Raw genomic sequence first — 26,312 nt, forward strand, 5'->3', positions numbered from 1 at the left:
TCTGGCCTTTGTCTCAACCCGTCAATTCGATGTCAGCGTTATACCTGTTAATGGCGCGGGTTCAATCTCGGGCCGCAGCCCCAGAAGCGGCGCGACGCGACGTGTGATTTCCGCCGCCACCGGCACCGCGGTCCAGCCCGCCGTGCGGCGCGGCTCGGGGCCCGTCGTCTCCACCGGCTCGTCCAGCGTCACCACCAGCACATAGCGCGGGTCATGCGCCGGGAACACGCTGGCGAAGGTCGCGATCACCTTGTCCTCGTAATACCCGCCGGTGGGCTTGGGCTTGTCCGCCGTCCCGGTCTTGCCGCCCACCGCATAGCCATCGACCTCGGCGAAAGAGGCGGTGCCGTCGGTCACCACGTCGCGCAGCATCTGCATCGTCTGCGCCGCGGCGCGTTCCGACATCACCCGTGGCCCCAGCTGCCCCTTGGGCTGCTTGATCACCGTCGGTTTCACCAGCCGCCCGCCATTGGCGATGGTCGCATAGCCCGACGCCAGGTGCAGCGGGCTCGACGACAGCCCGTGGCCGTAGGAAATCGTCATCAGCGACAGGTCGGTCCACTTCGAGGGCAACAGCGGCTTGCCGCCTTCCGCCTCGACGATCTCGAACGGCGTTGGCTCGAAGAAACCCAGCGATTTCAGGAAATCCTGCTGCCGGTCGATCCCGATCATCTGCGCGATCCGCGCGGTGCCGATATTCGACGACTTGACCAGCACCTTGGTGACGCTCAGTTCCGGGCCATAGTTGCGGAAATCCCGGATTCGGTACTTGCCGAACCGCACCGGCCCCTTGGTGTCGATCACGGTCGACGGGTTCACCACCCCAAGGTCCAGCGCCTGCGCGATGGTGAACGCCTTGAAGACCGAGCCCAGCTCGTAGACGCCCTGCACCGCCCGGTTGAACAACGGGCTGTCGCCGGGCTTTTCCCCGGCAATCGGCGGGCGCGGGCGGTCGTTGGGGTCGAAATCCGGCAGGCTGGCCAGAGCCACGACCTCGCCGGTCTGCACTTCCATCAGCACGGCGGCCGCGCCCTTGGCGTTCATCAGCATCATGCCGCCCTGCAGCACCCGCTCGACCGCCGACTGTACCGACAAGTCGATCGACAGTTGCAGCGGCTTGTGCCCCATGGCCGGATCGCGCAGCCGCTTGTCAAAATACTTCTCGACTCCCGCGACGCCGATCACCTCGGCGGCATGCACGCCCTCGCGCCCGAAACTGGCCCCGCCCAGCACATGCGCAGCCAGCTTGCCATTGGGATAAAGCCGCATCTCGCGCGGCCCGAACAGCAGCCCCGGCTCGCCGATATCATGCACCGCCTGGCGCTGCTCGGGGCTCAGTTTCTTCTTCACCCACAGGAACTTGCGCTTGCCCGTGAAATCCTTCTTCAGCCGCTCCACCTTCAGGTCGGGAAAGATCGCCGCCAGCTCCTCGGCCGCCCGTTCCGGCTCCACCATCTGGTGCGGCTGCGCATAAAGGCTGTAGGTCTCGAAATTCGTGGCCAGGATGCGGCCCTCGCGGTCCACGATATCGGCCCGCTGCGCCAGGATATCCGCACCCGCGAACCCGGTGCGCGGCTCGGCCGGGTCGGTATTGGCCAGCACGCCCATCCGCCCGCCGATGACGGCAAAGGCGCAGACAAAGAACGCGCCCATCACCAGCAGCCGGCCTTCCGCCCGCATCCGGGCGCGGTCGCGCATCTCCTCGTGGCGCAGGCGTATGTTCTCGCGTTCGATGGCGTCGGGGTTCTCTCCCTCCTCGCGGGCTTTCAGGATACGCGCCAGCGGGCGCAAAGGGGTACGGATCATGGCTGCTGCTCCCGTTCCATCACGTCGATGACATTGGAAATCGGCAAAGGCCCCTCGGTCGGATAGGCCACCTGGTCGATCTTGCCGAACTGGTAAGGCTGGAACGGCAACAGTCCCAGCTGATCGAAATTGATCTCCACCAGGTCGCGCAGCCGATCCGGCCGGTTCAGATAGGCCCATTCCGCGTTCAGCACCCGCAGGCGCTGCCGCTGGTCGGCAATCTTTTGCTGCACGGCCTCCGACCGCGCCTGCGCGGCCTGCGTCTCGTAGTTTTCCCGGTAGGCCCAGAAGGCCAGACCGATGACCATGACAGCGGTCAAAACATAGAAGAAACTGCGCATTACCTCACCCCTCGTCGATTATGCGTCTTCGGCACCGGCATCCCGATGCGCCCCCTGTCCACCGGCCGCGGCGCGGCCTCGGTCCGCGTCGCCACCCGCAGCTTGGCGCTGCGCGCCCTCGGGTTCTCCGCCAGTTCCGCCTCGTCCGGGCCGATGGCCTTGCGCGTGGTCTGGCTGAAGGTCGGCGGATCCTGCTCCACCACCGGTGCGTGCCGGCTGCCGCCGCCGGTGTTTCCGGTCTTCTCGGCCAGAAAGCGTTTCACCATACGGTCCTCGATGGAATGAAACGTCACCACGGCCAGCTGCCCGCCCGGCTTCAGCGCGCGCTCGGCGGCCTCCAGCCCCTCGACCAGCTCGCCATACTCGTCGTTCACCGCGATGCGGATCGCCTGAAAGCTGCGCGTCGCCGGATGCACCTGTCCCGGCTTGGGGCGCGGCAGGCATCCCTCGATGATTTCCGCCAGTTGCAGCGTGGTGACAATCGGCACGTCCTCGCGCTTTTTCACGATGGCCCGCGCAATCCGCCGGCTCGCCCGCTCCTCGCCATAAAGAAACAGGATGTCCGCAAGTTTCGCCTCTTCCATGGAATTGACCATGTCCGCGGCACTGGGCCCGTCCTGGCTCATGCGCATGTCCAGCGGGCCATCCTTCATGAAGGAAAACCCCCGCTCGGCCCGGTCCAGCTGCATTGACGACACGCCCAGGTCCAGCACCACGCCGTCCAGGTCCTGCCCATACTCATCCAGCTTCGAGAACGTCCCCTGCACCAGTTCCACCCGGTCGTCCGCCCAGTCCACCGCCAGTTCGATGGCCAGCGGGTCGCGATCCACACCGATCACCCTTTCGGCCCCGGCCACCAGCAGGCGGCGGGTATAGCCCCCCGCGCCCAAGGTCCCGTCCAGCCAGACGCCCTGCACCGGCGCCACGGCGCGCAGGATCGGCTCTATCAGAACGGGAACATGGGGATTGTTTGCGGCAGCACTCCCCATCGCTCATCCCTCCCCGGGCGGATCGATCAGGGTCAGCGGATCGAAATCGCCATCCTGCTCTTCCAGGAAGGCCGCGGTCTCCGCCGCCTCGACCTCTTCGTAGGTCGCCGCGTTCCAGATCTCGAAATAATCGCCCATCGCGACCATCACCGCCTCGCCTTCCAGCCCGATCTGCTGGCGCAGGCGCTGGGGCAGCACGATGCGCCCGTCCTTGTCCACTTCCGTGTCCCAGGATTTCCCAAGGATCATCCGGCTGGCGCGTTTGCGCGCGTCCGAGCCGCGCGGCAACTTGCGGATGCCGTCCTCGATCTCGGCCATGGCGTCGATCGTATAGGCGTGAAGACAGTTTTTCAGATGCGGCCCGTGCAGCACGACGACACGCGGCAGCGGAGCTTCGGGGCAGCGCGGATCGCCATCGGCCAGCACAGCGCGAAAATCGGCAGGGATCGACATCCGACCCTTGCCGTCAACCTTCTGGTTGAACTCGCCTCTGAAGCTCAGAACCACTGTCCGGCCCGTCCCTCGTTCCCCCGGTTGCAAAAACTACCGTCCGAAACACGAAACGGCGGATTGAGCTGCTGCCACTGCCCAATCCGCCGCCCTCGTCCCGCTCTCGCGGGGTGTCCAGCTGCGCGCGCCACCTGGGGGGATGTCTGCTCGCCCGCGCGCCGGATCTCTTCGTTCTGATGAAGCGGGTGCCTGTATGAAACCTGCTCTGGTCTTTGTTTTATTCGGGGTCGTTGTGTGCCCCTGTGTCCGCCCTCATCGTGGTTAAAGGTATGACATGGTACTTTATGGAACTCAACGAAAAAATGACCCGTTTACCTACAGAATGTTGATTTTGACCCCCTCCCTGATCAACATCATGTGTCGATCAGAGCCATTTTGACGCACCACCTAGCGGAAGACCAAAAGCCCAACACAATATATGGTGGTCTGGAACGCGGATGGATATTTCCCACGATTTCCCGATTTTTTTCTCTGCACAGCCTGAAACATGAGGTCTCCGGCCGCGGATTCAACGAATCCTCCCTCGAATCCGCGCCTGTTCCATGGCGCGATTCGCACGAATCCGCTCACGGGTCCATGATTTCCCAGAACCCGATCCATCGATTCCATGATTTCCCGAAACGACGCGCCATCTGCCCCGTGGGGTGGGTGAAAACCCACGCGGCGCCCAACGCAACCCGCATCCTAGCGTGCGGCACGTGGGCTCTCGCCCACCCTACCCCGTGACCGCGCCGCCCGAAACATGCCCCGTAGGGTGGGTGAAACCCACGCGCCTCCACGGTCAACCCGCCCGCGCCCCCGTCGCGCGACAACGCCCGGTCGTAAACTCCTTGGAACAACCTTACCTGTCGTCCGTCACGGCGATTTCCCGAAACCACCATCCTTTACAGCCGACAATTTCAACCATCCCCTTGAACGCATCGGTGCAGACGACGGTTTTGGTCAGGGTATCACGCCAGATCAGCGCATCTGTCACACGCGACCGCAGCACCGCGCGCCCGGACCCCGAGATCGTGTTGAAATAGCTGCCGTCGCCACGCTTCTGAGGCACGATCCGCGTGCGGCCCTGATCCCAGCAGTCTCGGCGCGCCAGAAGATTGGCCAGATAAAACGGCCCACCCGAGATCGGCGTCTTGTGGACATCATCCCAGGTGCGGTCCATGCGCACGAACTCGAACAAAGCAGGATCGACCGCCTCGAGCGCGTCCTTGAGACGCTCTGAAAACAAGGGGATGGCCTTGAGGCTTTCACCGAACGGCTTGATGACATCGAATGTCCGCTCTGCCTTGGGCCTGCTGACACACCAAAGCTTCAGAAACTCGGCACGGGTCTGGTCCGTGAACCGCCCGCCCTTTACTTCAGCACCGCACGAGTCCGGCCCGCCATGCTCGTACTTCATGTCGCGTCCGGGAACCCATTCGCCGTCTTAATCGTCATAGTGAATCCGCTCACCATAGTCCGGCGCACGCGCGAACACGTAATCCAGGAAATCCGGCGTGCCGTAATTGCCCGCGATCAAGTAGCATTTTATGGACAACCGCCGCCTCTCCACCGAGCGCGCAGAGAGCAAGACACCTCAGCTCCCCAGCCATTTGAACATCACCAGCGCATCCACCAGCCCCTGCTTGGGATGCCGGAACGCCTTGGGCAACCGCCCCGCCGTCTCGAAGCCCAGCTTCGTCCACAGCGCAATGGCCCCCACATTGCTGGTCACGACGAAATTGAACTGCATCGCCTCGTAGCCCAGCTCCCGCGCCACACCCTGCGAATGCTCGCACATCGCCCGCGCCACCCCCCGCCCCCGCGCCGCAGGCGCGGTAATGTAGCCGCAGTTGCACACATGGCTGCCGCCGCCCGCCTGGTTGGTCTTGATGTAATAGGTCCCCTGGATCTGGCCATCCAGTTCCGCCACGTAGGTCGCGCGCGGGGCCTCGCACCAGTAATCCATCAACCGACCCTGCGACAGGTCCGGCTCGATGGCATAGGTGTCGCCCGCGCGCACCACCTCGCGCAGGATCGGCCAGAGCGCGTCGGCATCGCCGTCGCGCACCAGCCGGATGGTCAGGTCGTCACGCGTTGACATCGACGACGACACGGCCCTTCACCTGGCCTTTCAGGATGTCGCGGCCCAACTCCGGCAGGTCCGACAGGGTCGCGGGTTGCACCATCTCGTCCAGCTTGTCCATCGGCAGGTCCCTGGCGATCCGCTCCCAAGCCCGCAGGCGATTGTCATATGGCTGCATGACCGAGTCGATCCCCAAGAGGTTCACACCGCGCAGGATGAAAGGCGTGATTAGCGCCCCCTCGATGGCCGCGCCCCCGGCAAGGCCAATGGCCGCGACCGAGCTGCCATATTCCATCTGCTTCAGCACCCGGCCCAGCATCGCACCCGCCACCGCGTCGATGCAGCCGCCCCAGGCTTCCGCCTCCAGCGGCTTCTTGGTCACTTCGGTCAACTCTTCCCGCGGCACGATCCGGCTCGCCCCAAGGCTCTTCAGGTAGTCCTCCTGCTCCGGCCGCCCGGTGACGGCCGCCACCTCGTGCCCCAGCTTGGCCAGGATCGCGGTCGCCACGCTGCCCACGCCACCCGCGGCCCCGGTCACCAGCACCGGGCCCTTCTTCAGCCCCTGGTCTTCCAGCGCCATGACCGCCAGCATCGCGGTAAACCCGGCGGTCCCCACCGCCATCGCAGCCCGCGTATCCAGCCCCTCGGGCAGCGGCACCAGCCAGTCGGCCTTCACGCGCGCCTTCTGGGCATAGCCGCCCCAATGCGCCTCGCCCACGCGCCAGCCGGTCAGCACCACCTTGTCGCCGGGGCTGTATCGGTCGTCCGAACTTTCCTCGACCGTCCCGGCAAAGTCGATCCCCGGCACATGCGGGTACTTCCGCACCAGCCCGCCACCCGGCCCGATGCACAGCCCGTCCTTGTAATTCACCGTCGAATACTCGACCGCGACCGTCACCTCGCCCTCGGGCAGGTCGTCCAAGCCGATCTGCCTGACCTCCGCCGAGGTCTTGCCGCTCTCTTCGTCCTTCTCGACAACCAATGCGTTGAACATGTCCAGTCTCCTGTCTTGCATAGCGAGGCTCCCCCGCTTTCATCGTTCCAAGTATGTGCGGGGCCGCACCAACGCCGCCCCTGCTTTTCCTCTGGCCAAAAATATCCCGGGGAGCGCGAGGGGCTGGCCCCTCGCTTCCCCCTCCGAAGCGGGCATCAGTTCCAGAAACCTTCCCGCACCACCCCGCGCCGGACCTGATCCGGCGCCTCGACCTGCAATTCGGTGCCCGCGTCCCAATGGGTCATCCGCACCATGCCGATGGCCACGTTGGTCTCGAAATCCGGGCTCCACGCGGCGGAACTCACCCGACCCACGCGTTTTCCATTCGCCGTCACCGGCCACCACCGATCACAGCCCGGCACCTTCGGCCCGTCGATGGCAATCGCGCAGATCTGCTGCACCGGCCCTTCCTTGGCCACTCGCAAGAGCGCATCACGCCCGATACAGCCAATCGCACTCTGCGTATTGCAGAACCTCCCCAGCCCGCATTCATGCGGCGTGTTGTCGTCGGTCATGTCGTTGCCATAGCTCAGAAGCCCGCTCTCGACCCGCTCTATCAGGTTGGGACAGCCCGCATGCACGTCCAGATCGCGCCCCGCCTCCATCAAAGCGTGCCACAACGGCATACCGATGTCCTCCCCCTCGACATAGATCTCGAAACCGCCCTGCTTGGAATAGCCCGAGCGCGCGATCACCATGTCCCGCCCCTGGAAATCGAACACGCCGAAGCGGAAGAACCGGATGTCGCGCACCCCGTCGCCAAAGACCCGCGCCATCAGCTCGTCGGCCTTCGGCCCCTGCACCGCCAGGGGCGACACGTCCGGCTCGTCCACCAGCACGTCCAGCCGCCAGCCATGCGCCGTGGCCTTCACCCAGTATAGCAGGTCACTGTCGGGATCCGAGATCCACCAGCGATCCTCCGACAGCTTCACCGACACCGGGTCGTTCAGCATGCCGCCCGTCTCGTCCACGATCGGCACGTAATAACACTGCCCCGCCGTCATCCCCCGCAGGTCGCGCGGCGTCAGCATCTGCATCAGCCGCCCCGCGTCTGGCCCGCGCAGCTCCACCTGCCGTTCGCAGGCCACGTCCCAGACCTGCACCGCGTCCTTCAAATGGCGATAATCCTCCTCGACGGACCGGAACACCGTCGGCAGCAACATGTGGTTGTAGACCGTGTAGCCCTTCACCCCGGCGGCCTCGACCCCGTCGGAAAAAGGCGTGCGCCGCAACCGGCGCGACAGCGAGATCATCGGCATCAGACGGATCCCTTCAGGTTGCTCTTGCAGATCACCGGCGCGTCGCCCGTGGCGGAATAGGCCGCGACCCCGCAGGCCGCACAGCGATACTCGACGAACCGGCCGTTGCTGTTGCCGGTCTCGCTCCACTTGCAGGCCCGCCTCGCGGGCCGTTTCCCCGGCCCGGCCATGCGGCCGCCCACGCGACCGCGCCCGAGGCTCCATGCGACAGCCGCGATCACCACCAGCGCCAGGACAAAGGCCAGCATCGGCTCAGCCCTCCCCGGGCATCAGAAACATGTCGCTCACCGGCGCCTCCAGCCCGGCGGCGGTCATCATCGCGTGGACCTGTCCCCGGTGATGGGTCTGGTGATTGAACATATGCGTGACGCACAAAGCCCTGGGCGAGACCACGTCGCGCTGCGCCGTGCCGGAATACCAGTGCAGGTCGCCTGTCAGGTCCATCGCCCGCAGCGAATTGGCCCAATGCCCGATCTTGCCGTCCACGTGATACCGCGCCGCGCTCCACGCCCCCAGCGTCGGGTGCATCTCCACGCTCTGCTTCACGCCGACCGTCGGGGCCTCGACCGACGGATCGAACCGCGCCATCCACATCAGGTCGCCCCATAGCAGGTGATTGAGCGTGCCGAGGATCGAGCCGAAGAACGCGCCGCGATCCTCGGTCAGCACTTCCAGCGACTGGCCGTCCAGCGCCTCGGTCAGCTGCCGGTTCTGCCACGCATTGTACCGCGCCATCACGCGGCAATACTCGGGTGTGATCATGCTCGGCGTCCCTATTTCGGCCCTTTCCAGTCGATCGGGCAAACCTCCGCCGACATGCCTCCGAAATCCCAGACCCGGCCATAATCGCGCACCCGGCTCTTCAAACCCTTCGCCGCGATGATATCCGGCCCCATCCAGTATTTCGAGTTCGTCACCATCACCGGATGATCGGGGCTCGCGCCGTCCAGCATCTCGATCTCGCCCTGGATCTTGCGCCCGATGTAAAGCCCCCGTTTCTTGCCGTCGCGCACGATCTCCACCTTCTCGCGCTCGGCTCCGATGATCTCGCTCACCAGCATGGTGAAAAGGCCGGTCGTGCCCCCCGCCGCCCCGCTGAAGATCTGCAGGATCCCGTTATAGGCGCGGCCAGAGGCCCGCTCGTCCACATAGGCGGCCACCTTCCAGTTGCCCTCGCCCATGCGCCCGGGGATGTCGACCAGCAAGCCCAGGTTCAGGCCCGACAGGTCCTCACCCTCGTAATGGCCCTCGTCGATGGCAATCGCCATCCACGCATGGCAATGCCCCTCGGTGGGCGGATGCGCCCCCAGGCTCACCACGCAGGGGCAGAACACGGTGCAGGAACAGTTGAGGAACAGCTCGCCCTTGATCGCCCACTCGGTCGGCGTCATCTTGCGCCGCTTGGGGTTGGCCATCCGGTTGTCGATACGCTGCGACACCGGCAACTTGTCGGCGTCCTTCCGGCGTGTCAAAGCCATGCTCTATCCTCCCGTTACCAGCGGCGCGGCCAGAACCGCCACCCCGCCCGCGATCAGCGCCACACCCATCGGCCGGATCACCCGGTGCCCGATCTGCGGCAGTTTCTCCAATACCATGAAAAGCGTGGCCAGGCCCATCCACAAGAGGCTCATCACGCCGCCCACGAACCCCAGCGCCATGAAGCCCCAGCAGCAGCCCACGCAGAACGCGCCCAGCCCCAGCCCCATGCGCACGCCGCCGCCAAATCCCGTGCGCCAATGCCCCAGGAAATAGGTCATCGGGCTGTGACACACGCCATGGCACAGCTCCTTGGCCCGCGTGAACTGAAACGCGCCCACGACGATCAGCAGGCCGCCCGCAATCGCGGACGACTTGGCGATCCCCAGCATGTCGATCACACCGCCATAGAGCAGCGCCACCTGCACGCCCGCGATCACCGCCGCGAACCCGACCCAGGCGATGGAATACCCCGTCAGCACGCCCAGCCATCCGGCGGTGGTGCCATCGGCGCTGCGGCACAGATCGTCGTAACAGCGCAGCGTCGGCACCATCGTGGGCAGCATCATCGCCGCCATCATGATCGCCCACATTGCGAACAGCGGCCCGAACCTGTCCATCGCCATCGTGTCCATGCCGCCCGACATCTCGCCGCTCATGCCCCCAGACATGCCACCCGACATACCGGCGCCCATGCCCATCTCCATGCCCGGCTGCATCGCCCGCATCGTCTCGCCCATCGGCCCGGGCCGCCCGATCAGGTCCAGGTCCATCCCCGTCGCCATCAGGTACATCACCACCCACGCCGCCAGGATCGCCGCGAAAAACGCCAGCCAGGCCACCGAGCGCAGGGAAAGAGCCGACATGCAGAAGATCACCCTTGGTTCGAGTCACGATTGCCCTTATGAATGTCAGACAATTAAAGGTCTGACAAATGAAAACCGCCGACCCCGCCCAGCCGCGACAGGATCTCTCCGCCCAGATCGCCGAGGCGATCCGCGATGCCATCGTCGAGGGCCGCATGATCACCGGCGAACGCCTGCCCTCAGAGGCCGAGCTGTCCGAGCAATTCGGCGTCTCCCGCTCCACCGTGCGCGAGGCCCTCAAACGCCTGGCCGCGCAATCGCTGATCCGCACCCAGCGCGGCGCGTTCGGCGGCGCGTTCGTCAACCGGCTCAGCTACCAGGGCGCCTACAGCCAGCACATCACCACCTCCACGCTGCTTCTGTCGATGAACGCCGTCAGCTTCGAGACCGCGTGCGAGGCCCGCTACACGCTCGAACGCGCCTGCGCCCCCCTCGCCGCCCGGCGCCGCACCGACGACAGCCTCGCCACCATGCGCGCCGAGATAGCCCGCCAGTCGCAGCCGGGCCTCTCCGACGAGGCCTTCTGCGCCTCCGACGTCGCGCTCCACCGCGCCCTGGTCGATGCGGCCGACAACCCCGTGCTCAGCTACCAGCTTGCCGGCGCAGTCGAGGCCATGCAGCCCCTGATGAACATGATCACCTTCACCGCCCGCTCCCGCGGCGAAATCGTCGGCCTGCACGCCGCCCTTACCGACGCGCTGGAACACCAGGACGCCCGCGCCGCCAACACCGCCCTGCACCGGCTCGAGGCCTACACCCTTTCCCTGGGCCGCGACGTGATGGCCACCCGCGCCCGCAAGAGCACCTGACGCCACACCACGCCGACCCAACTCTTCCTCTGGCCCCAAATATCCCCGCCGGAGGCTCCGACGCAGCCCCCCCCGCGCAGCGACTGGGTCAAAGCGTCACGCCGCCCCGCGCCCCGAGGCGGCGGCCAAAGGCCGACGCCGAGACGTCGAGCGTGCGCGCGCGCCCCGCGCGCACTCCGCTAGTCCAAGCTGCGCGCCTCGTCGATCAGCAGGATCGGAATCCCCGACCGGATCGGAAAGGCCAGCCCCGCGTTGCGGCTGATCAGCTCATGCGCCTCCGCATCGTATTCCAGCACCGAATGGGTCTGCGGGCAGATCAGGGCCTCCAACATGTGCCGGTCGAATTCCGGCGCGGTGGGGTCGGTCTCACTCATTGCATCACGTCCTTGTCGTCGCCGGCGCGCAGATCGTACTCGATCAGCGTCACCAATGTCTCGCGCCGCGTCGACAGGCTCGGCGCCTCCAGCAGCGCCTGCTTGTCCTCCGGCTCGAACCCCAGGAGCATCGACAGCGAATTGATCAGCAACTCGTCCTCGGCCTCCTTCAGCGTCTCCCAGTCGGTCGAGAGTTCGCGCGCCTCGAAATAGCGCGACAGAAGATCCATGAAGGGCTTCCGCTTGAACCCCGGATCACTGTCGCTGGGCTCCAGGTCCTGCTCGAACCCCTCCCAGCTGACCTGCGCCCGGCGATAGGGCGTGAACCCCTCCACCTCCGAGGTCACGCGGTATCGCGACACGCCCGACAGCGTGATCATGTACCGCCCGTCCTCGGTCTCGGAAAACTGCGTGACGCGACCGGCACAGCCGATCCGGTGCAGCCCGTGCTCGCCCGCCCGCGCGCCGGGGTCCGGCTGCACCATCCCGATCAGGCGGTGCGGCGTCTTCAGCGCATCCTCGAGCATCGCCAGGTAGCGCGGCTCGAACAGGTGCAACGGCAGCCGCGAGCGCGGCAAAAGCAGCGCGCCCGGCAATGGAAAGACCGGGATTATCTCCGGCAGATCACCCTGTAATATCATGTCCGGGGACGTAGCCCGTGCCGTCCGTCAGGCAAATATCATCGAGCTCAGTTTGCGGCGTCCCGCCTGCGCCACCGGATCGCCCGGTTTCAGCGCGTCGAAAATGGTGAAAAGCTGCGTCTTCGCGGCCGCGTCATTCCACTCGCGGTCGCGCCGAAAGAGCTCCAGCAGTTCATCCACCGCCTCCTGCGTCTGGCCCGAGGCGTGCAGCGCCTGCGCCAGGTCGAACCGCGCCTGATGGTCGTCCGGGTTTGCCTCCACCTTGTCGCGCAATTCGCTCACCGGCCCCGCATCCGCGGCCTGCCGCGCCAGCGCCAGCTGCGCCGCCGCCGCTTCCAGCTCCGGCGCCTTCGAGATCTCCGCCGGCGCGCCGTTCAAAATCGCTTCCGCCTGCTCCAGGTCGTCCATCGCGATATGGCTCGATACCAGGCCGGCATAGGCGGCGGCGTTCTTGTCGTCCTCCTGCAGGATCGCGGCAAAGGTCTGGGCGGCATCCGTCGCCGCGCCCTGCTCCAGCATCTCCTGCGCCGCCGCGATGGCCTCTTCCAACCCTGCGTCGCCGGCTTGGCCGCCCGCGGCCTCGATCACTCGGTTCACGAAGGCGTCGATCTCCGATCCCGGCACCGCGCCCTGGAACCCGTCGATCGGCTGGCCTTGCCAGAAGGCATAGACCATCGGGATCGACTGCACCCGCAACTGCTGCGCGATCATCTGGTTCTCGTCCACGTTGACCTTGGCCATCTTCACCGCGCCGTTCGCCTTGGTGACCGCCGCCTCCAGCTGCGGTCCCAGCGTCTTGCACGGGCCGCACCAGGGCGCCCAGAAATCGACGATCACCGGCACACTCTGCGAGGCCTCGACGACCTCGGTCATGAAGTTCGCCTCCGAGACGTCCTTGATCAGGTCGGTCTGGGGTTGGCTCTGGCCACCAAGTTCAAGCATCGTATCCTCCGCATCGCGTGGGCATGTCATTTGCCGTCTAAATGGCCCACGCGGCCCCGTGTTGCAAGGGGCGGCGCCGCCGCCGTCGTTGCCGCACCGCACGGTGACGTCACGAACCGGGCGATGCGACCGATCGAAAAAATCGCACCGTCGCGATACCACCCGGATACCGACGCGATACCGACGTCGTTTTCGACGCCTTCGACTCGGTTAACGCGATACCTCCGGCCAGCGGTGAACATTCCGGCAGCCCGGGGGGCCACACGTCCGCTCCCGGCCCGATACGGCGCCAGAACCAGGCCCCGGGACGCTCGCCCTGCACGGTCCCCCGGGCATTCCCCCGCCGGTCACCGCCGCACCGCGCGACAGGTCGGACACGAAACTATCCTGCGGAAACAAAAGGGTAGCGCCCCGCGCCGCATCGGGCGCGACCGCCACCACCATCGTCGCTCCGCCCGATCCCGCCTTGCCGCCGTCCAGTGCCAGCGCCCAGCGCCTGCCAGTCATGGAGGCGCGCCAGGCGCAGACCCCCGACGCCCTCCAGAGGCCGCAATCCTGCGGCCCGGCCACTCACGTTAACGATTCCCCGGTTTCGCGAATCGCCAGACACCGGGCTGTCGGAAGAAACGGATCGCCCCGGACCCCTCGCCTGCCTGCGAAACGGCCGCCGCGGGTCCGACGAAAAGCGCACACCACCCGGCCCCGACATCCGACCGCGCACCACCTCGGAATGGCGCATCAGTCCGACCAGCGCGGTACCTCTTCCATCACGCAGGCGGGCAGAGCCGCCCGTGACTCCGAGGTCCGACATCCGTGATCCCGTGCCGCGTCAAAGGTCGAACGTCGCGAAGACCGGCGCATGGTCCGATGGCTTTTCCCAACCACGCGCGGCCCTGAGAATGCGGCTGGAATGCGCTGCGGACTTGAGGTCGTCACTGGCCCAGACATGATCCAGGCGCCGGCCCTTGTCGGCCGCGTCCCAATCCTTGGCCCGGTACGACCACCAGCTGTAAAGCTGCCCTTCGGGAATGTCCGCGCGGGTGACGTCGGTCCAGTTTCCGGCCTCCTGCGCGTTGGTCAGATGCTCCACCTCGACCGGCGTGTGGCTCACCACCTTCAGCAGTTGCTTGTGGCTCCAGACATCGTCCTCGCGCGGGGCGATGTTGAGGTCGCCCACGAGGATGGATTTCTGCGGCCTGTCCTCGCGGAACCAGTCGCGCATCTCGGTCAGGTAGTCGAGCTTCTGCCCGAACTTCAGGTTCACCTCGCGGTCCGGCACATCGCCGCCCGCGGGCACATAGAAGTTGTGAATCACCACACCGTTCTCAAGCTCTCCGGCCACGTGGCGCGCATGGCCCAGCGCCGCGAAATCCCGCTCGCCCACATCGCGGATGGGCAGCTTCGACAGGATCGCCACACCGTTATAGCCCTTCTGCCCGCGCGCGATCACGTAGGGATAGCCAAGGGCCGCGAACCCCTCCAGCGGGATCTTCTCGACCGGCGACTTGCACTCCTGTAGGCACAGGATATCCGGCGCCTCCTCCTGCAACAGTTTCAGGACGATAGGTTCGCGCAGGCGGACCGAGTTGATGTTCCAGGTGGCAAGGGTGAAGGGCATGGGACTCCTGTCGGTTCGGCGTTTCAGGTTCGCCGGGATATAAAACCCAGCGTCCCTCGCAGCACAAGCAGGAAGGCATCGGGCGTCGCGCTGCCGAACGGTCGGCAAGGCGCAGCAAGAGACGGCACCGCGCCGCCCTCGGCCCTAAGTCGACCGATACCGGCCGCCTGCCCGAGGCAACAAAAAAAGACCCCGGCCAGGCCGGGGTCAGTCCAACAGGGAGGTGCATAGATTTAAACCCGTATGCGGCGGGTTGGGTATCACGTTACCGGGCCGACCGCGTCGCGCCCTTGACCCAGATCAAGACAGGAGACGATAGCCGCCTGACTCTGTCACCAGCAAACGCGCGTTGGAGGGATCCGGTTCAATTTTTTGACGCAGGCGATAGATATGCGTCTCCAGCGTGTGGGTCGTCACCCCGGCATTATAGCCCCAGACCTCGTGCAACAGCACGTCACGCGCCACTACGCCGTCGGGCGAACGATAGAGGAATTTCAGAATGTTGGTTTCCTTCTCCGTCAGCCGGATCTTGCGATCCTCCTCGGTGATCAGCATCTTCATCGCGGGCTTGAACGTGTAGGGTCCAAGCTGGAAAATCGCATCCTCCGACTGCTCGTGCTGGCGCAGTTGCGCGCGGATGCGGGCCAGCAGAACGGGAAACTTGAACGGCTTGGTGATATAGTCATTCGCCCCGGCGTCGAGGCCGAGGATCGTGTCGGCATCCCCGTCATGGCCGGTCAGCATCATGATCGGCGCCTTGACGCCCTGCTTGCGCATCAGGCGGCAAAGCTCGCGTCCATCCGTATCGGGCAGACCAACGTCGAGGATCACCAGGTCATGGAGTCCGTCCTTCGCATGCGCCATCGCCTCCGATCCGTTGCCGGCCTCGAGGACGTCGAAATCCTCGGTCATCACCAATTGCTCGCTCAGAGCTTCGCGCAGGTCCTCGTCGTCGTCCACAAGCAGAATTTTCTTCAGCTGAGCCATTTTCCTGTTCCTCGTTGCCTGTCAGCTACTTGTGCCGAAGCGTCGCATCGCACAAGTACTGTGACAGGCCAATCACGGGCTAGTTATGGCGAAGCGTGTTTTGTTTCATTCAGTTACAAAACGCTGTAGGTGAAAGCCTCGCCGTGATCTGACAAAAAAGAAAGGGCGCGTTATGCAGCTTGGCCCCGGCAAGACGGAATACCTGGCACGCGCCCGCGCGGACCTTCGCATGGGCGTGCCGGTGGTCTTGCGGGATGGCTCTGCACTGGCCATCGTCGCGGCGGCAGAGACCTGCGATGCGGACCGTCTGAAGGCGCTGCAAGCGACGGGGCTGGACCTGCATCTTGTCATCTCATCGCGCCGCGCCGACACCTTGAAGGCCCGGGTTTATGATGGCGACCTCGCGCGCGTCAAAGTTCCGCACGACGCGCCGCTTTCCTGGGTGCAGGCCGTGGCCGATCCGGCCGACGATCTGCGCACGCCGATGAAAGGACCGCTGACCTCGGCCCGCGAAGGCAAGGCCGACACGCATCGCGCCGCGCTGCTGCTTGTAAAATCCGCCCGCCTTCTGCCTGCTGCACTGGTCATGACACTCCCGGCCGACGCGCTGGACCCTGCGTTGACCGTGCTCGAGGTGGCCGACATCACCGCACATCTGAAAGAGGCCAGCCCCCTGCACAAGGTGGTCAGCGCCCGCCTGCCGCTGGAAGTGTCCGAGGCGGGTCGCCTGCATATCTGGCGCCCCGAGGATGGCGGCGAGGAACATTACGCCATAGAAATCGGCAGCCCGTCCCGCAGCGAGCCAGTGCTGTCGCGCCTGCATTCCGCCTGCTTTACCGGCGACATCTTGGGGAGCCTGAAATGCGATTGCGGACCTCAACTGCGCGCGGCCCTGGCGCAGATGGGCGCGGCGGGCGCGGGCGTGCTGCTCTACCTCAACCAGGAAGGCCGCGGCATCGGCCTGGCCAACAAGATGCGGGCCTACGCGCTGCAGGACCAGGGCTTTGACACGGTCGAGGCCAATCATCGGCTGGGGTTCGAGGATGACGAGCGCGATTTCCGCATCGGCGCCGACATCCTGCGCAACATGGGCTTCGGCGCGGTGCGGCTGCTGACGAACAACCCCGCCAAGATCGAGATGATGAAAAGTTGCGGCATCGACGTGGTGGAACGCGTGCCGCTCAAGGTGGGCGAAGGCACGCACAACCGCGCCTATCTTGCCACCAAGGCTGCGAAGTCAGGCCACCTGCTTTGACCTAGTCCCGTGCGTCCGGGTCCGGCTGGCCGACGCCGCGAAAGACCGGCTTCAGCGGCACGATCCACGCGATGCCCAGCACGACGAAGACCACCAGTTCGGTCAGGATGCCCACGTCGTATTCTGCCCGCAGCCAGTCTGTCAGGTTGACCGCCACCACGATGTAAAGCGGCAGAGCGATCAGCAGGATCACCAGGGACCAGCGGCGGCGGGCTTTGTAACTCAGGGCCATGCGGTCCTCTTGCGGTCTGCCGGTTTCAGTCGGCGAAGGGGTCGGTCACGAGGATCGTATCCTCACGCTCCGGCGAGGTTGAGAGTAGAGCGACGGGGCACTGGATCAACTCCTCGACCCGGCGCACGTACTTGATCGCGTTGGCGGGCAGGTCTGCCCAGCTTCGCGCGCCTTCGGTGGTCTCGGACCAGCCCGGCATTTCCTCGTAAATCGGCTTGCAGCGCCACTGCTGGTCGGTCGCCGTGGGCAGGTAATCCAGTTGCTTGCCGTCCAACTCGTAGCCGACACAGATCTTCAGCGTGTCGAAGCCGTCCAGCACATCCAGCTTGGTCAGCGAAATCCCGGTCACGCCCGAGGTCGCACAGGTCTGGCGCACCAGCGCCGCGTCGAACCAGCCACAGCGGCGCTGGCGGCCCGTGACGGTGCCGAATTCGCGACCCCTCTCCCCCAGTCGCTGACCATCGTCATCCTGCAACTCGGTCGGGAACGGACCTTCGCCCACGCGGGTTGTATAGGCCTTGACGATCCCAAGCACGTAATCGATCGCGCCCGGCCCCATGCCGACGCCTGTCGCGGCCTGTCCCGCGATGACGTTGGAGGACGTCACGAACGGATAGGTGCCGAAGTCGATATCCAGCAATGCGCCCTGTGCGCCCTCGAACAGAATACGCTTGCCCGCCTTGCGCTGGTCGTTCAACACTTTCCAGACCGGCGCAGCATAGGGCAGCAGATCCTGCGCGATGGATTTCAGCCGCACCACCAGCGCGTCGCGGTCCACGGGCTCGATGCCCAGCCCCTTGCGCAGCGGATCGTGGTGCTGCAACGCGCGGTCCACGCGCGCTTCGAGCGTGGCGTCATCCGCCAAGTCCGCCACGCGGACCGAGCGACGGCCGACTTTGTCCTCATAGGCCGGCCCGATGCCACGACCCGTGGTGCCGATCTTGGTGCCCTTGCTGGCCGCTTCCTCACGCGCGCGGTCCAACTCGCCGTGGATCGGCAGGATCAGCGGCGTGTTCTCGGCGATCATCAGCGTCTCGGGGCTGATCTCGACGCCCTGCTCGCGGATCGAGGCGATTTCGTTGACCAGATGCCACGGGTCCAGCACCACGCCGTTGCCAATCAGGCTTAGCTTGCCGCCGCGCACCACGCCCGACGGCAGCGCGTTCAGCTTGTAGACCTTGCCGTCGATGACCAGCGTGTGGCCCGCGTTGTGCCCGCCCTGGAACCGCGCGATCACATCCGCGCGCTCGCTCAGCCAGTCAACGATCTTGCCTTTACCCTCGTCACCCCACTGGGCGCCGACAACGACGACATTTGCCATGAAAACCTCTCAGGCGGTGGTTGAACCCCGCGCCCGTATACCCACACCGTCCCGCCTGCGAAACCGGAATTTCGCGCCCGGGCTGGACAGCCCGCGCCGGGCCGGGCACTTCTTGACCGGACGCAAGGCAGGAGAGCACGCATGACCGGATTTATCGTGAGGTGGGCACTGGCCTTTGTCCTGCTGGCCGCGACGTTCAACCCGACCCGGTACAATTTCATCGTCTGGGCGCAAAACAACTGGGACGCGCAGATGCCGCTGACCGTGCTCTTCGCGCTGCTGCTTCTGGTGGGCTACATCATCTACCTGCGCGCCACGCTGCGCTCGATCGGGGCGTTCGGCATGGGGCTGATCCTCGCCATTGCCGCGGCGGTGGCATGGGTGCTCGTGGACTACGGTTTCCTCAACATCGACAGTCCGACGCAAAATCTGTGGCTGGGCCTTGCCGCGTTGTCGCTGGTCCTCGGAATCGGGCTCAGCTGGAGCCACGTGCGTCGCCGCCTGTCGGGCCAGTCCGACATGGACGACGTGGACGAATAATCTTCAGTCCCCAAGATCCGCTCCCGGCCATGCACGCGGCTGCGCAAACTGCGAAAACGGCGGGTTGCGGGGGACGCCCGAATTGCTTAGATACCGCCCATCCGAACCCGAGGGACCGCGTCTTATGGAAAATGTCATCCTGCTTGTTCACCTGCTGCTGGCGCTCGCGCTGATCGGTGTCGTGCTGTTGCAGCGCTCCGAAGGCGGCGGCCTTGGCATGGGCGGCGGCGGCGGCAACGTGAACACCGGGCGCTCGGCCACCACCGCGCTTGGCAAGCTGACCTGGATCCTGGGCCTGTCGATCTTTGCGACCACGCTGACGCTGACCGTGATCGCGGCGCAGAACTCCGGCGGCTCCTCGGTTCTGGACCGCATCACCGATGACCGCCCCGCGGCCGAGGAAAGCAACCCTGGTCTCGACAGCAGCGGCGACGGACTCCTGCCTCCGTCGGCCGGCGATGACGCGCCATTGACACCTACCGCAGACTGACCCAGAAACACCACTAAGGCTTGCGGACGCGCACCCGCGCGTCACAGCATATTGCGCCTTTCATCCGAATCCTTTATGGCTCGAGTCCCGTGGTGATGCGGTGCTTATGGCTTCGATTCGACCGCATCTAACTGGCGATAAACGCCGCAATCACGGGGGATTGCCAGCGCATGGCACGTTATATTTTCATCACCGGCGGCGTTGTTTCCTCTCTCGGCAAGGGTCTTGCCTCGGCGGCACTTGGCGCGCTGTTGCAGGCGCGCGGCTTTTCGGTGCGTCTTCGCAAGCTGGACCCCTACCTGAATGTCGATCCCGGCACGATGTCGCCCTTCGAGCATGGCGAGGTCTTCGTCACCGATGACGGCGCCGAAACCGACCTCGACTTGGGCCATTACGAACGCTTCACCGGCGTCCCCGCCCGGATGACGGATTCGGTCAGCTCGGGGCGCATCTATTCCAACGTGCTGGAGCGGGAACGCCGCGGCGATTACCTCGGCAAGACCATCCAGGTGGTTCCCCACGTCACCAACGAAATCAAGGATTTCATCTCGATCGGCGATGACGAGGTCGATTTCATGCTGTGCGAGATCGGCGGCACGGTGGGCGACATCGAGGGCCTGCCCTTCTTCGAGGCGATCCGGCAGTTCAGCCACGACCGCCCGCGCGGGCAGTGCATCTTCATGCACCTGACACTTCTGCCCTATCTTGCCGCCAGCGGCGAGCTGAAGACCAAGCCGACCCAGCATAGCGTGAAGGAGCTGCAATCCATCGGGATCGCGCCGGACATCCTCGTTTGCCGTTCGGAACAGCCGATCCCGGAAAAGGAACGCGAGAAGATCGCACTGTTCTGCAATGTCCGGAAGGAGGCGGTCGTCGCCGCCTACGACCTCAATTCCATCTACGAAGCGCCGCTGGCCTATCACCACGAAGGGCTGGACCAGGCCGTGCTCGACGCCTTCGACATCTCGCCGGCGCCGCGTCCCGACCTGACCATCTGGAAAGACGTCGTGGACCGTATCCACAACGCCGACGGCGCGGTCAACATCGCCATCGTCGGCAAGTACACGCAGCTGGAAGACGCCTACAAGTCGATCAAGGAGGCGCTCACCCATGGCGGCATGGCCAACCGGGTAAAGGTCAATGTCGAATGGGTCGATGCCGAGGTGTTCGACCGCGAGGATGCCGCTCCGCATCTGGAAGGTTACCACGCGATCCTCGTGCCCGGCGGCTTCGGCGAGCGCGGCACCGAAGGCAAGATCAAGGCCGCGCAATTCGCCCGCGAACGCAAGATCCCCTACCTGGGCATCTGCCTGGGGATGCAGATGGCGGTGATCGAGGCCGCCCGGAACAAGGCGGGGCTCAAGGATGCCGGCTCGGAGGAATTCGACCACGAGGCCGGCAAGAAACGGTTCACGCCGGTCGTTTACCATCTCAAGGAATGGGTGCAGGGCAACGAGAAGGTCAAGCGCAAGGTGACCGACGACAAGGGCGGCACGATGCGGCTGGGCGCCTATGATGCCGTGCTCAAGGACGGCTCGAAGGTGGCCGAGGTCTATGGCGGTACTGCCATCGACGAACGCCACCGCCACCGCTACGAGGTGGACATCGAGTACCGCAAGAAGCTCGAGGAATGCGGGCTGGTCTTTTCCGGGATGTCGCCCGATGGCCGCCTGCCCGAAATCGTGGAATGGAGCGATCACCCGTGGTTCATCGGCGTTCAGTTCCACCCCGAACTGAAGTCGAAGCCGTTCAAGCCGCATCCTCTGTTCGCCGATTTCGTGCGTGCGGCGGTGGAGACATCGCGCCTCGTCTGAGATATTTTTCAATTATTTCAATGCGAAACCGCAGCGTCCCATTTTTTCAACACGCGGTTTGAACCCTTTCCCAGATCACGCCGACCCATGTCCGAGCCCCGGGATTGTCCCGGGCCGATAACTGACATGAGGTTCCATATGAAAACGATCTTTAAATCCCTGACTGCCGCCGCTGCACTGGTCTCGGCCATCGCCACCAACGCCGCCGCACAGGATGCCGAAAAGTGGCAAGGCTTCTACCTCGGTGGCCGCGTGAACATGCAAAATCTCGAGATCTCGGACGTGCCCTTCGGCATCAACCCCGAGATCAATGCCGGGGTCTTTGGCGGCTACAACCACGCCGTTGCCCCCAATTTCGTGATCGGCGCCGAACTGGGATATGACAGCAAGCTCGACTACACGGTGATGGGCACGGGCCTGGACCTGGAAAACAACGTCAGCGTCCGCGGTCGCGGCGGCTATGCCTTCGGCAACTCGCTGCTCTACGGCTCGCTGGGCTATGGCTGGACCGACTGGGATGTCGCAGCGGCCGGGGTTTCGGGATCCGGCCAGGGCATCTCCTACGGTGTGGGCCTGGAGACGATGCTGACCGACAACATCACCACCCGGTTCGAGTATACCCGGACAAGTTACGATTTCTCGGGGCCGGGCCTTGGCGGACGCGACGGTGACGTCGACGCCTTTACCGTCGGCGTGGCTTACAAGTTCTGATCGCGGGTCCAGAGAATGATCAGGGCGCCTTGCACCGGGCGCCCTGTTGCCGTTTCCGGCCCCATGTCAGTAGCGCAGGTTGGTCAGATCGCCGTTCGGATCTTCCTGCGGCGGATGAAACCGAAGCATCCTGCGGGACACGCCGAGTTCCAGGACCGGACTGAAAAGATCGCGCAACAGCGACCGGTTTTCGTGGTAGACGGCCGTCTCCGCCCTGGGATCCAGGCGCAGTTCATCATCCAGAAGCGTCGCGACGATCCGTTCGTCAAGAATATAGCGCCCCTGCCGGCCTTCCTGCCGATCCTCTGCCTGGGCATCCATCCAGCGCAGGATCCGGGCACGATCCGAGACATCCTGATCCGGCCAGGCAAGATAGAAGCCCGAGTTCAGCCTGAGACAGATCGTATCCAGCATCTGTGCCGCGCCGCAAAGCTCGTGCGGGACATCGCGCTTGGGCATGTAGTTGAACCGATGCGGCATCCCGTTCAGGAACACCGTCAACGCGGTGCCGAGATCCATGAATTTCTGCGCCATGACCCACCCGAGAACCGGCCTCGGATCGCCCGACCAGTCATGCTCTCGCGCGAACCGCCGGGCCTCGTCGGGCTTGCACTGGCGCAGCCAGGCCAATTGGTCCTCCGGTGCGGCGGAACGAAGATCGACATTGGACTGTGCAGTGCTGCGCGACATGCCTGACATCTCGAAATCGGTTTTCCCTGGTCGACCGCCAGATTGATCCGGAAATCCGCCGTTTGTTAGGAGCAAATGTGTCACGGTTCGGACCCATGCCGCGCACTGGCGCGCACAGGCCGGTAAATCTGTTTTCTACGTCCCGGAGGCGCGTTAAACCTGATTGAAACAGACCTGTTTTGCGGAGTCGCCCGATGCAAAAAACCTCGCTTCTGCACCGATTGCTGCACGCGTTCGACGCGCCCGAGCCGCCACCGCTGCCCGCGCCCGACGAAAAGCTCGCGCTTGGGGCGCTGATGGTGCGCGTGGCGATGTCGGATCACAGCTACAAGTTCGCCGAGGTGCACCGGATCGACCTGCTGTTGCGCCGGCTTTACGGGTTGGGACCGATCGAGGCCGCCAAGATGCGTGCGACCTCGGAACGGCTGGAACGCGAGGCGCCGGATACCGAGGCGTTTGGCGACATCCTGCGCAAGACGGTCAGCTTCGCCGCGCGCGTCGATGCGCTCGAAGCCCTTTGGGAGGTCGTGCTGTCCGACGGTGTCCGCCGCGAGGAAGAACTGGACGTGCTGGAAGACGTGCGCCGGACGCTGGGCCTGTCGCCCGACGACAGCGACGCGGCCCGCGCCCGCGCGGAAACCGAGCTGGGAGGCAGCCAATAGTCCCGGGCTGCACATTTCACGTTGGCGGCAGCGGGCAGGTTGCCTATATCCGGTTCATGTTTGCTGAATTCTTGAGAAAACTTACCGAATCGACGCCGGAGACCTTGCCGCACGAGGACGCGCGGCTGGCGCTGACCGCGCTCCTGGTCCGTATCGCCAAATCGGACGGCCATTTCGACACGGACGAGCGTCAACGCATCCTGGCCATCGCGCGGACGCGCTACCAGTTGTCCGAACCGGATGCGTCCGCCCTGCTGAACAAGGCCGAGCAGCTTGAGGGCGAAGCGCCCGACACCGTGCGGTTCACCCGCGCGATCAAGGACGCCGTGGCCTACGAGGACCGGGTGCGCGTCATCGAGGCCTTGTGGCAGGTGGCGCTCGCCGATGGCGAACGCGACGCCAGCGAGGATGCCATCATCCGCATGGCGTCGAATTTCCTTGGCGTGACGGACATGGACAGCGCCCTGGCGCGGCAGCGCCAGGAAAAGGGATGATCGCCAGCCTGCCAATGTACGACCGTGACGAGCTTCGGTCCGACACCGACAGGCTCTGGCAGGCCATACGACAGGCTCTTGGACACGGTCCCGATACATTGACGCGCGAAGGCGATTCCTGGGATCAATGGCAGTCCCCCGACCTTTTGCTGTCTCAGACCTGCGGCTATCCCTACCGCGCCCGCCTGCATGGCAAGGTTCAAATTGTCGGTACGCCGGATTACGGGCTGCAGGGGTGCGGCCCCGGCGAGTACCGCTCGGTTTTCGTGGCACGCAAGACCGATGCCCAAACCGACCCCGCGGATTTCGCGACGGCGCGTTTTGCCTATAACGAACCCATGTCGCAAAGCGGCTGGGCGGCGCCGGCCACTTGGGCCATGGCGCGCGGCTTTGCCTTTACCGACACCCTGCGGACCGGCAGCCACCAGGCCTCGGCGCGCGCGGTGGCCGAGGGCCGGGCGGATCTGGCGGCCCTGGATGCGCAAAGCTGGCGACTGATGCAGCGTTACGACGAGTTCGCGGCCCAACTGCACGTGATCGCCGCAACCGACCCCACCCCCGCCCTGCCCTTCATCACCGCCTCGTCGAATGACGCGGACCGGATTTTCCGGGCCATCGAGGCCGCAATCGGAGCCCTGCCGCCCGACACACGCGATGCGCTTGATCTGCGCGGACTCGTGCGCCTTCCGCCCCAGGCCTACCTCGCGGTGCCGACACCCGCACCGCCGCCTGCTTGACGCAACGGCACCCCCTCGCATTCGCCCAAAACGCGGGCAATACGGGCGAAACGGACGAAAAAACATCGTTTTGCAAGTTGCATTGGCCCAAAATTACTGCCCTAGTGTCCGGTGATACTGCCTGACTTGCAAACCGGAACCTGCCTTTGCCTGACGAAACGCCCGTCATCGAGATCCGCAATCTGCACAAGGCCTATGGCAGCCTTGAGGTCATCAAGGGGGTGGACATCACTGCGCCCAAGGGCAGCGTGGTGTCCCTGATCGGATCTTCGGGATCGGGCAAGTCGACCATCCTGCGTTGTGCCAACCTGCTCGAGGACAGCCAGCAGGGCGATATCCTGTTCAAGGGAGAGCCCGTGACCTGGAAAGGGTCCGGCCTGAACCGGCATCCTGCCGATGCAAAGCAGGTTCTGCGCATACGCACGAACCTGTCGATGGTGTTCCAGCAGTTCAACCTGTGGGCGCACCTGAGCATCTTGCAAAACGTAATGGAAGCGCCGGTGACGGTGCTGGGCCGCCCCAAGGACGAGGTCGAGAAAGCCGCGCGCGGATACCTGGAAAAGGTCGGCATCGGAGACAAGTGCGATGTTTATCCCGCGCAACTGTCGGGCGGCCAGCAACAACGCGCCGCCATCGCGCGCGCGCTTTGCATGGAGCCCGAGGCGCTCTTGTTCGACGAGCCCACCTCAGCGCTCGACCCCGAACTGGAACAGGAAGTCGTGCGCGTGATCAAGGACCTGGCCGCCGAAGGGCGGACCATGATGATCGTGACCCACGACATGAAAATGGCCCAGGACGTGTCGGATCACGTCATATTCCTGCACCAGGGCCTGATTGAAGAAGAAGGTGATCCGAAGACGCTCTTCGGGTCTCCGAAATCCGAGCGGCTGCGTCAGTTTCTGAGCTCGACGATGGCCGCCTGAACCAAAGAACCAAGCAAGGGAGACACTTATGAAAAAGCTAGTTCTTTCCACACTCGCCGTGGCGCTCGCCGGCGGCATGGCGATGGCCCAGGACAAGACGATCCGCCTGGGCACCGAGGGCGCTTATGCGCCATGGAACTTCGTCAACGACGCGGGAGAGATCGACGGATTCGAGCGCGAGTTGGGCGACGAGCTGTGCACGCGTGCCGAGCTGACCTGCGAATGGGTCAAGAACGACTGGGATTCGATCATTCCCAACCTGGTGGGCGGCAACTACGACGTCATCATCGCGGGCATGTCGATCACCGACGAGCGCGACGAAGTCATAGACTTCACCCAGAACTACACGCCGCCCGATCCCTCGGCCTATGCCGGCATGTCGGAAGACGTTGATGTTTCAGGCGGCGTGATCGCCGCGCAGACCGGCACGATCCAGGCCGGCTACATCGCGGAATCCGGCGCCACGCTGGTGGAATTCGCCACGCCCGAGGAAACCATCGCTGCCGTCAAGAACGGCGAGGCCGATGCGGTTCTGGCCGACAAATCCTTCCTTGCGCCGATCGTGGCGGAGGACGCGGACATGATGTTCGTGGGCGAGGACGTTCCGCTGGGCGGTGGCGTCGGCATGGGTGTCCGCGAATCCGACACCGAGCTGAAAGAAACGTTCAACGCCGCCATCCAGTCGATGAAGGACGATGGCAGCCTGAACGAACTGATCAAGAAATGGGAAGTCGCGTCGACTTTCGAATAAGCTGACTTTGCCGCG

At 64.8% G+C, this 26,312-nt stretch carries 31 protein-coding genes; 11 read left to right on the plus strand and 20 right to left on the minus strand.

Annotation, left to right across the window (positions count from 1 at the left end; all coding sequences use genetic code 11):
* Positions 1 to 21 precede the first annotated feature (21 nt).
* From FIU89_RS12500 to FIU89_RS12555, 12 genes are all read right to left on the minus strand, one after another.
* Entirely contained in the window at positions 22 to 1,806 is a 1,785-nt protein-coding gene (locus tag FIU89_RS12500) for a penicillin-binding protein 2 (protein WP_152492903.1), read from the minus strand.
* Positions 1,803 to 2,147, minus strand: coding sequence for a cell division protein FtsL (locus tag FIU89_RS12505; protein WP_152492904.1), 345 nt, complete (start codon positions 2,145 to 2,147; stop codon positions 1,803 to 1,805). Before FIU89_RS12505 ends, FIU89_RS12500 begins: the two co-directional genes overlap by 4 nt.
* Positions 2,147 to 3,136 (minus strand): 16S rRNA (cytosine(1402)-N(4))-methyltransferase RsmH, encoded by a 990-nt coding sequence (gene rsmH / locus FIU89_RS12510; RefSeq protein WP_152492905.1) that lies wholly within the window; start codon positions 3,134 to 3,136, stop codon positions 2,147 to 2,149. The genes FIU89_RS12505 and rsmH overlap by 1 nt, the downstream gene beginning before the upstream one ends.
* Positions 3,137 to 3,139: 3 nt before the next feature.
* Positions 3,140 to 3,643 (minus strand): division/cell wall cluster transcriptional repressor MraZ, encoded by a 504-nt coding sequence (locus tag FIU89_RS12515; RefSeq protein ID WP_144435427.1) that lies wholly within the window; start codon positions 3,641 to 3,643, stop codon positions 3,140 to 3,142.
* Positions 3,644 to 4,487: 844 nt separating this feature from the next.
* Positions 4,488 to 5,045 (minus strand): DUF1629 domain-containing protein, encoded by a 558-nt coding sequence (locus FIU89_RS12520; protein ID WP_152492906.1) that lies wholly within the window; start codon positions 5,043 to 5,045, stop codon positions 4,488 to 4,490.
* Between the two features lie 177 nt (positions 5,046 to 5,222).
* Positions 5,223 to 5,729: a GNAT family N-acetyltransferase gene (locus FIU89_RS12525; RefSeq protein ID WP_152492907.1), complete on the minus strand. Its 507-nt coding sequence runs from the start codon at positions 5,727 to 5,729 to the stop codon at positions 5,223 to 5,225.
* Complete coding sequence (gene acuI, locus FIU89_RS12530) at positions 5,716 to 6,705, minus strand: acryloyl-CoA reductase (RefSeq protein ID WP_152494507.1); 990 nt, start codon at positions 6,703 to 6,705, stop codon at positions 5,716 to 5,718. The genes FIU89_RS12525 and acuI overlap by 14 nt, the downstream gene beginning before the upstream one ends.
* Before the next feature lie 155 nt (positions 6,706 to 6,860).
* Complete coding sequence (locus tag FIU89_RS12535) at positions 6,861 to 7,964, minus strand: dimethylsulfoniopropionate demethylase (RefSeq protein WP_152492908.1); 1,104 nt, start codon at positions 7,962 to 7,964, stop codon at positions 6,861 to 6,863.
* Entirely contained in the window at positions 7,964 to 8,212 is a 249-nt protein-coding gene (locus tag FIU89_RS12540; RefSeq protein ID WP_152492909.1) for a hypothetical protein, read from the minus strand. The genes FIU89_RS12535 and FIU89_RS12540 overlap by 1 nt, the downstream gene beginning before the upstream one ends.
* 4 nt (positions 8,213 to 8,216) lie before the next feature.
* On the minus strand, positions 8,217 to 8,726 hold the full coding sequence (locus FIU89_RS12545; protein WP_152492910.1) for a DinB family protein: 510 nt from the start codon (positions 8,724 to 8,726) through the stop codon (positions 8,217 to 8,219).
* 11 nt (positions 8,727 to 8,737) lie between these two features.
* Positions 8,738 to 9,442, minus strand: a complete 705-nt coding sequence (locus FIU89_RS12550; RefSeq protein ID WP_152492911.1) for a DUF1326 domain-containing protein — start codon at positions 9,440 to 9,442, stop codon at positions 8,738 to 8,740.
* 3 nt (positions 9,443 to 9,445) lie between these two features.
* Positions 9,446 to 10,306 carry a DUF2182 domain-containing protein gene (locus tag FIU89_RS12555; protein ID WP_152492912.1) on the minus strand — a complete coding sequence of 287 codons (861 nt, stop codon included), beginning with the start codon at positions 10,304 to 10,306 and terminating at the stop codon, positions 9,446 to 9,448.
* Between the two features lie 68 nt (positions 10,307 to 10,374).
* Here FIU89_RS12555 and FIU89_RS12560 point away from each other — a divergent pair, with 68 nt between their 5' ends.
* The gene (locus FIU89_RS12560; RefSeq protein ID WP_152492913.1) at positions 10,375 to 11,115 is read left to right on the plus strand and encodes a FadR/GntR family transcriptional regulator; all 741 of its coding nucleotides are present in this window, start codon (positions 10,375 to 10,377) and stop codon (positions 11,113 to 11,115) included.
* A gap of 179 nt (positions 11,116 to 11,294) precedes the next feature.
* Here the strand turns inward: FIU89_RS12560 and FIU89_RS12565 are convergent, their stop codons facing one another.
* The 5 genes from FIU89_RS12565 to FIU89_RS12585 all read right to left on the minus strand — a co-directional run bounded on the left by FIU89_RS12565 (position 11,295) and on the right by FIU89_RS12585 (position 15,677).
* The gene (locus FIU89_RS12565; protein ID WP_152492914.1) at positions 11,295 to 11,489 is read right to left on the minus strand and encodes a Trm112 family protein; all 195 of its coding nucleotides are present in this window, start codon (positions 11,487 to 11,489) and stop codon (positions 11,295 to 11,297) included.
* Entirely contained in the window at positions 11,486 to 12,130 is a 645-nt protein-coding gene (locus FIU89_RS12570; protein ID WP_152492915.1) for an LON peptidase substrate-binding domain-containing protein, read from the minus strand. The genes FIU89_RS12565 and FIU89_RS12570 overlap by 4 nt, the downstream gene beginning before the upstream one ends.
* A 27-nt stretch (positions 12,131 to 12,157) precedes the next feature.
* Positions 12,158 to 13,072: a co-chaperone YbbN gene (locus FIU89_RS12575; protein ID WP_152492916.1), complete on the minus strand. Its 915-nt coding sequence runs from the start codon at positions 13,070 to 13,072 to the stop codon at positions 12,158 to 12,160.
* An 829-nt stretch (positions 13,073 to 13,901) separates the two neighbouring features.
* Positions 13,902 to 14,690, minus strand: a complete 789-nt coding sequence (locus tag FIU89_RS12580; RefSeq protein ID WP_152492917.1) for an exodeoxyribonuclease III — start codon at positions 14,688 to 14,690, stop codon at positions 13,902 to 13,904.
* Positions 14,691 to 14,990: 300 nt separating this feature from the next.
* Positions 14,991 to 15,677, minus strand: coding sequence for a response regulator transcription factor (locus FIU89_RS12585; RefSeq protein WP_152492918.1), 687 nt, complete (start codon positions 15,675 to 15,677; stop codon positions 14,991 to 14,993).
* A 172-nt stretch (positions 15,678 to 15,849) separates the two neighbouring features.
* Between FIU89_RS12585 and ribA the strand changes: the two genes are divergently transcribed.
* The gene (gene ribA, locus FIU89_RS12590) at positions 15,850 to 16,932 is read left to right on the plus strand and encodes a GTP cyclohydrolase II (RefSeq protein ID WP_152492919.1); all 1,083 of its coding nucleotides are present in this window, start codon (positions 15,850 to 15,852) and stop codon (positions 16,930 to 16,932) included.
* A gap of 1 nt (position 16,933) precedes the next feature.
* Here ribA and FIU89_RS12595 read toward each other — a convergent pair whose 3' ends face one another.
* Together FIU89_RS12595 and FIU89_RS12600 are read right to left on the minus strand one after the other, a co-directional pair.
* A complete protein-coding gene (locus tag FIU89_RS12595) occupies positions 16,934 to 17,164 on the minus strand; it encodes a DUF2842 domain-containing protein (RefSeq protein ID WP_152492920.1) in 231 nt (76 codons plus the stop codon).
* Positions 17,165 to 17,189: 25 nt separating this feature from the next.
* Positions 17,190 to 18,485: an adenylosuccinate synthase gene (locus FIU89_RS12600; RefSeq protein ID WP_152492921.1), complete on the minus strand. Its 1,296-nt coding sequence runs from the start codon at positions 18,483 to 18,485 to the stop codon at positions 17,190 to 17,192.
* 141 nt (positions 18,486 to 18,626) lie between these two features.
* Between FIU89_RS12600 and FIU89_RS12605 the strand changes: the two genes are divergently transcribed.
* The 4 genes from FIU89_RS12605 to FIU89_RS12620 all read left to right on the plus strand — a co-directional run bounded on the left by FIU89_RS12605 (position 18,627) and on the right by FIU89_RS12620 (position 22,040).
* Complete coding sequence (locus FIU89_RS12605) at positions 18,627 to 19,025, plus strand: DUF6524 family protein (protein WP_152492922.1); 399 nt, start codon at positions 18,627 to 18,629, stop codon at positions 19,023 to 19,025.
* Between the two features lie 124 nt (positions 19,026 to 19,149).
* The gene (secG, locus tag FIU89_RS12610) at positions 19,150 to 19,515 is read left to right on the plus strand and encodes a preprotein translocase subunit SecG (RefSeq protein ID WP_152492923.1); all 366 of its coding nucleotides are present in this window, start codon (positions 19,150 to 19,152) and stop codon (positions 19,513 to 19,515) included.
* Between the two features lie 170 nt (positions 19,516 to 19,685).
* On the plus strand, positions 19,686 to 21,329 hold the full coding sequence (locus FIU89_RS12615; RefSeq protein WP_152492924.1) for a CTP synthase: 1,644 nt from the start codon (positions 19,686 to 19,688) through the stop codon (positions 21,327 to 21,329).
* 138 nt (positions 21,330 to 21,467) lie between these two features.
* Entirely contained in the window at positions 21,468 to 22,040 is a 573-nt protein-coding gene (locus FIU89_RS12620; RefSeq protein WP_172978101.1) for an outer membrane protein, read from the plus strand.
* 66 nt (positions 22,041 to 22,106) lie between these two features.
* On the opposite strand, the gene FIU89_RS12625 is transcribed toward FIU89_RS12620, so the two are convergent.
* On the minus strand, positions 22,107 to 22,730 hold the full coding sequence (locus FIU89_RS12625) for a hypothetical protein (protein ID WP_152492926.1): 624 nt from the start codon (positions 22,728 to 22,730) through the stop codon (positions 22,107 to 22,109).
* Between the two features lie 194 nt (positions 22,731 to 22,924).
* On the opposite strand from FIU89_RS12625, the gene FIU89_RS12630 reads away from it, so the two are divergent.
* The 5 genes from FIU89_RS12630 to FIU89_RS12650 all read left to right on the plus strand — a co-directional run bounded on the left by FIU89_RS12630 (position 22,925) and on the right by FIU89_RS12650 (position 26,297).
* Positions 22,925 to 23,392, plus strand: coding sequence for a TerB family tellurite resistance protein (locus FIU89_RS12630; protein ID WP_152492927.1), 468 nt, complete (start codon positions 22,925 to 22,927; stop codon positions 23,390 to 23,392).
* Positions 23,393 to 23,448: 56 nt separating this feature from the next.
* The gene (locus FIU89_RS12635) at positions 23,449 to 23,886 is read left to right on the plus strand and encodes a TerB family tellurite resistance protein (protein ID WP_152492928.1); all 438 of its coding nucleotides are present in this window, start codon (positions 23,449 to 23,451) and stop codon (positions 23,884 to 23,886) included.
* 14 nt (positions 23,887 to 23,900) lie between these two features.
* Complete coding sequence (locus FIU89_RS12640) at positions 23,901 to 24,623, plus strand: phosphate/phosphite/phosphonate ABC transporter substrate-binding protein (protein WP_254701667.1); 723 nt, start codon at positions 23,901 to 23,903, stop codon at positions 24,621 to 24,623.
* A gap of 146 nt (positions 24,624 to 24,769) precedes the next feature.
* Complete coding sequence (locus FIU89_RS12645) at positions 24,770 to 25,546, plus strand: ABC transporter ATP-binding protein (RefSeq protein WP_152492930.1); 777 nt, start codon at positions 24,770 to 24,772, stop codon at positions 25,544 to 25,546.
* Between the two features lie 28 nt (positions 25,547 to 25,574).
* Positions 25,575 to 26,297: a transporter substrate-binding domain-containing protein gene (locus FIU89_RS12650; protein ID WP_152492931.1), complete on the plus strand. Its 723-nt coding sequence runs from the start codon at positions 25,575 to 25,577 to the stop codon at positions 26,295 to 26,297.
* Positions 26,298 to 26,312: the final 15 nt, after the last annotated feature.

The sequence above is a fragment of the Roseovarius sp. THAF27 genome, from assembly GCF_009363655.1.
Lineage (GTDB): Bacteria > Pseudomonadota > Alphaproteobacteria > Rhodobacterales > Rhodobacteraceae > Roseovarius.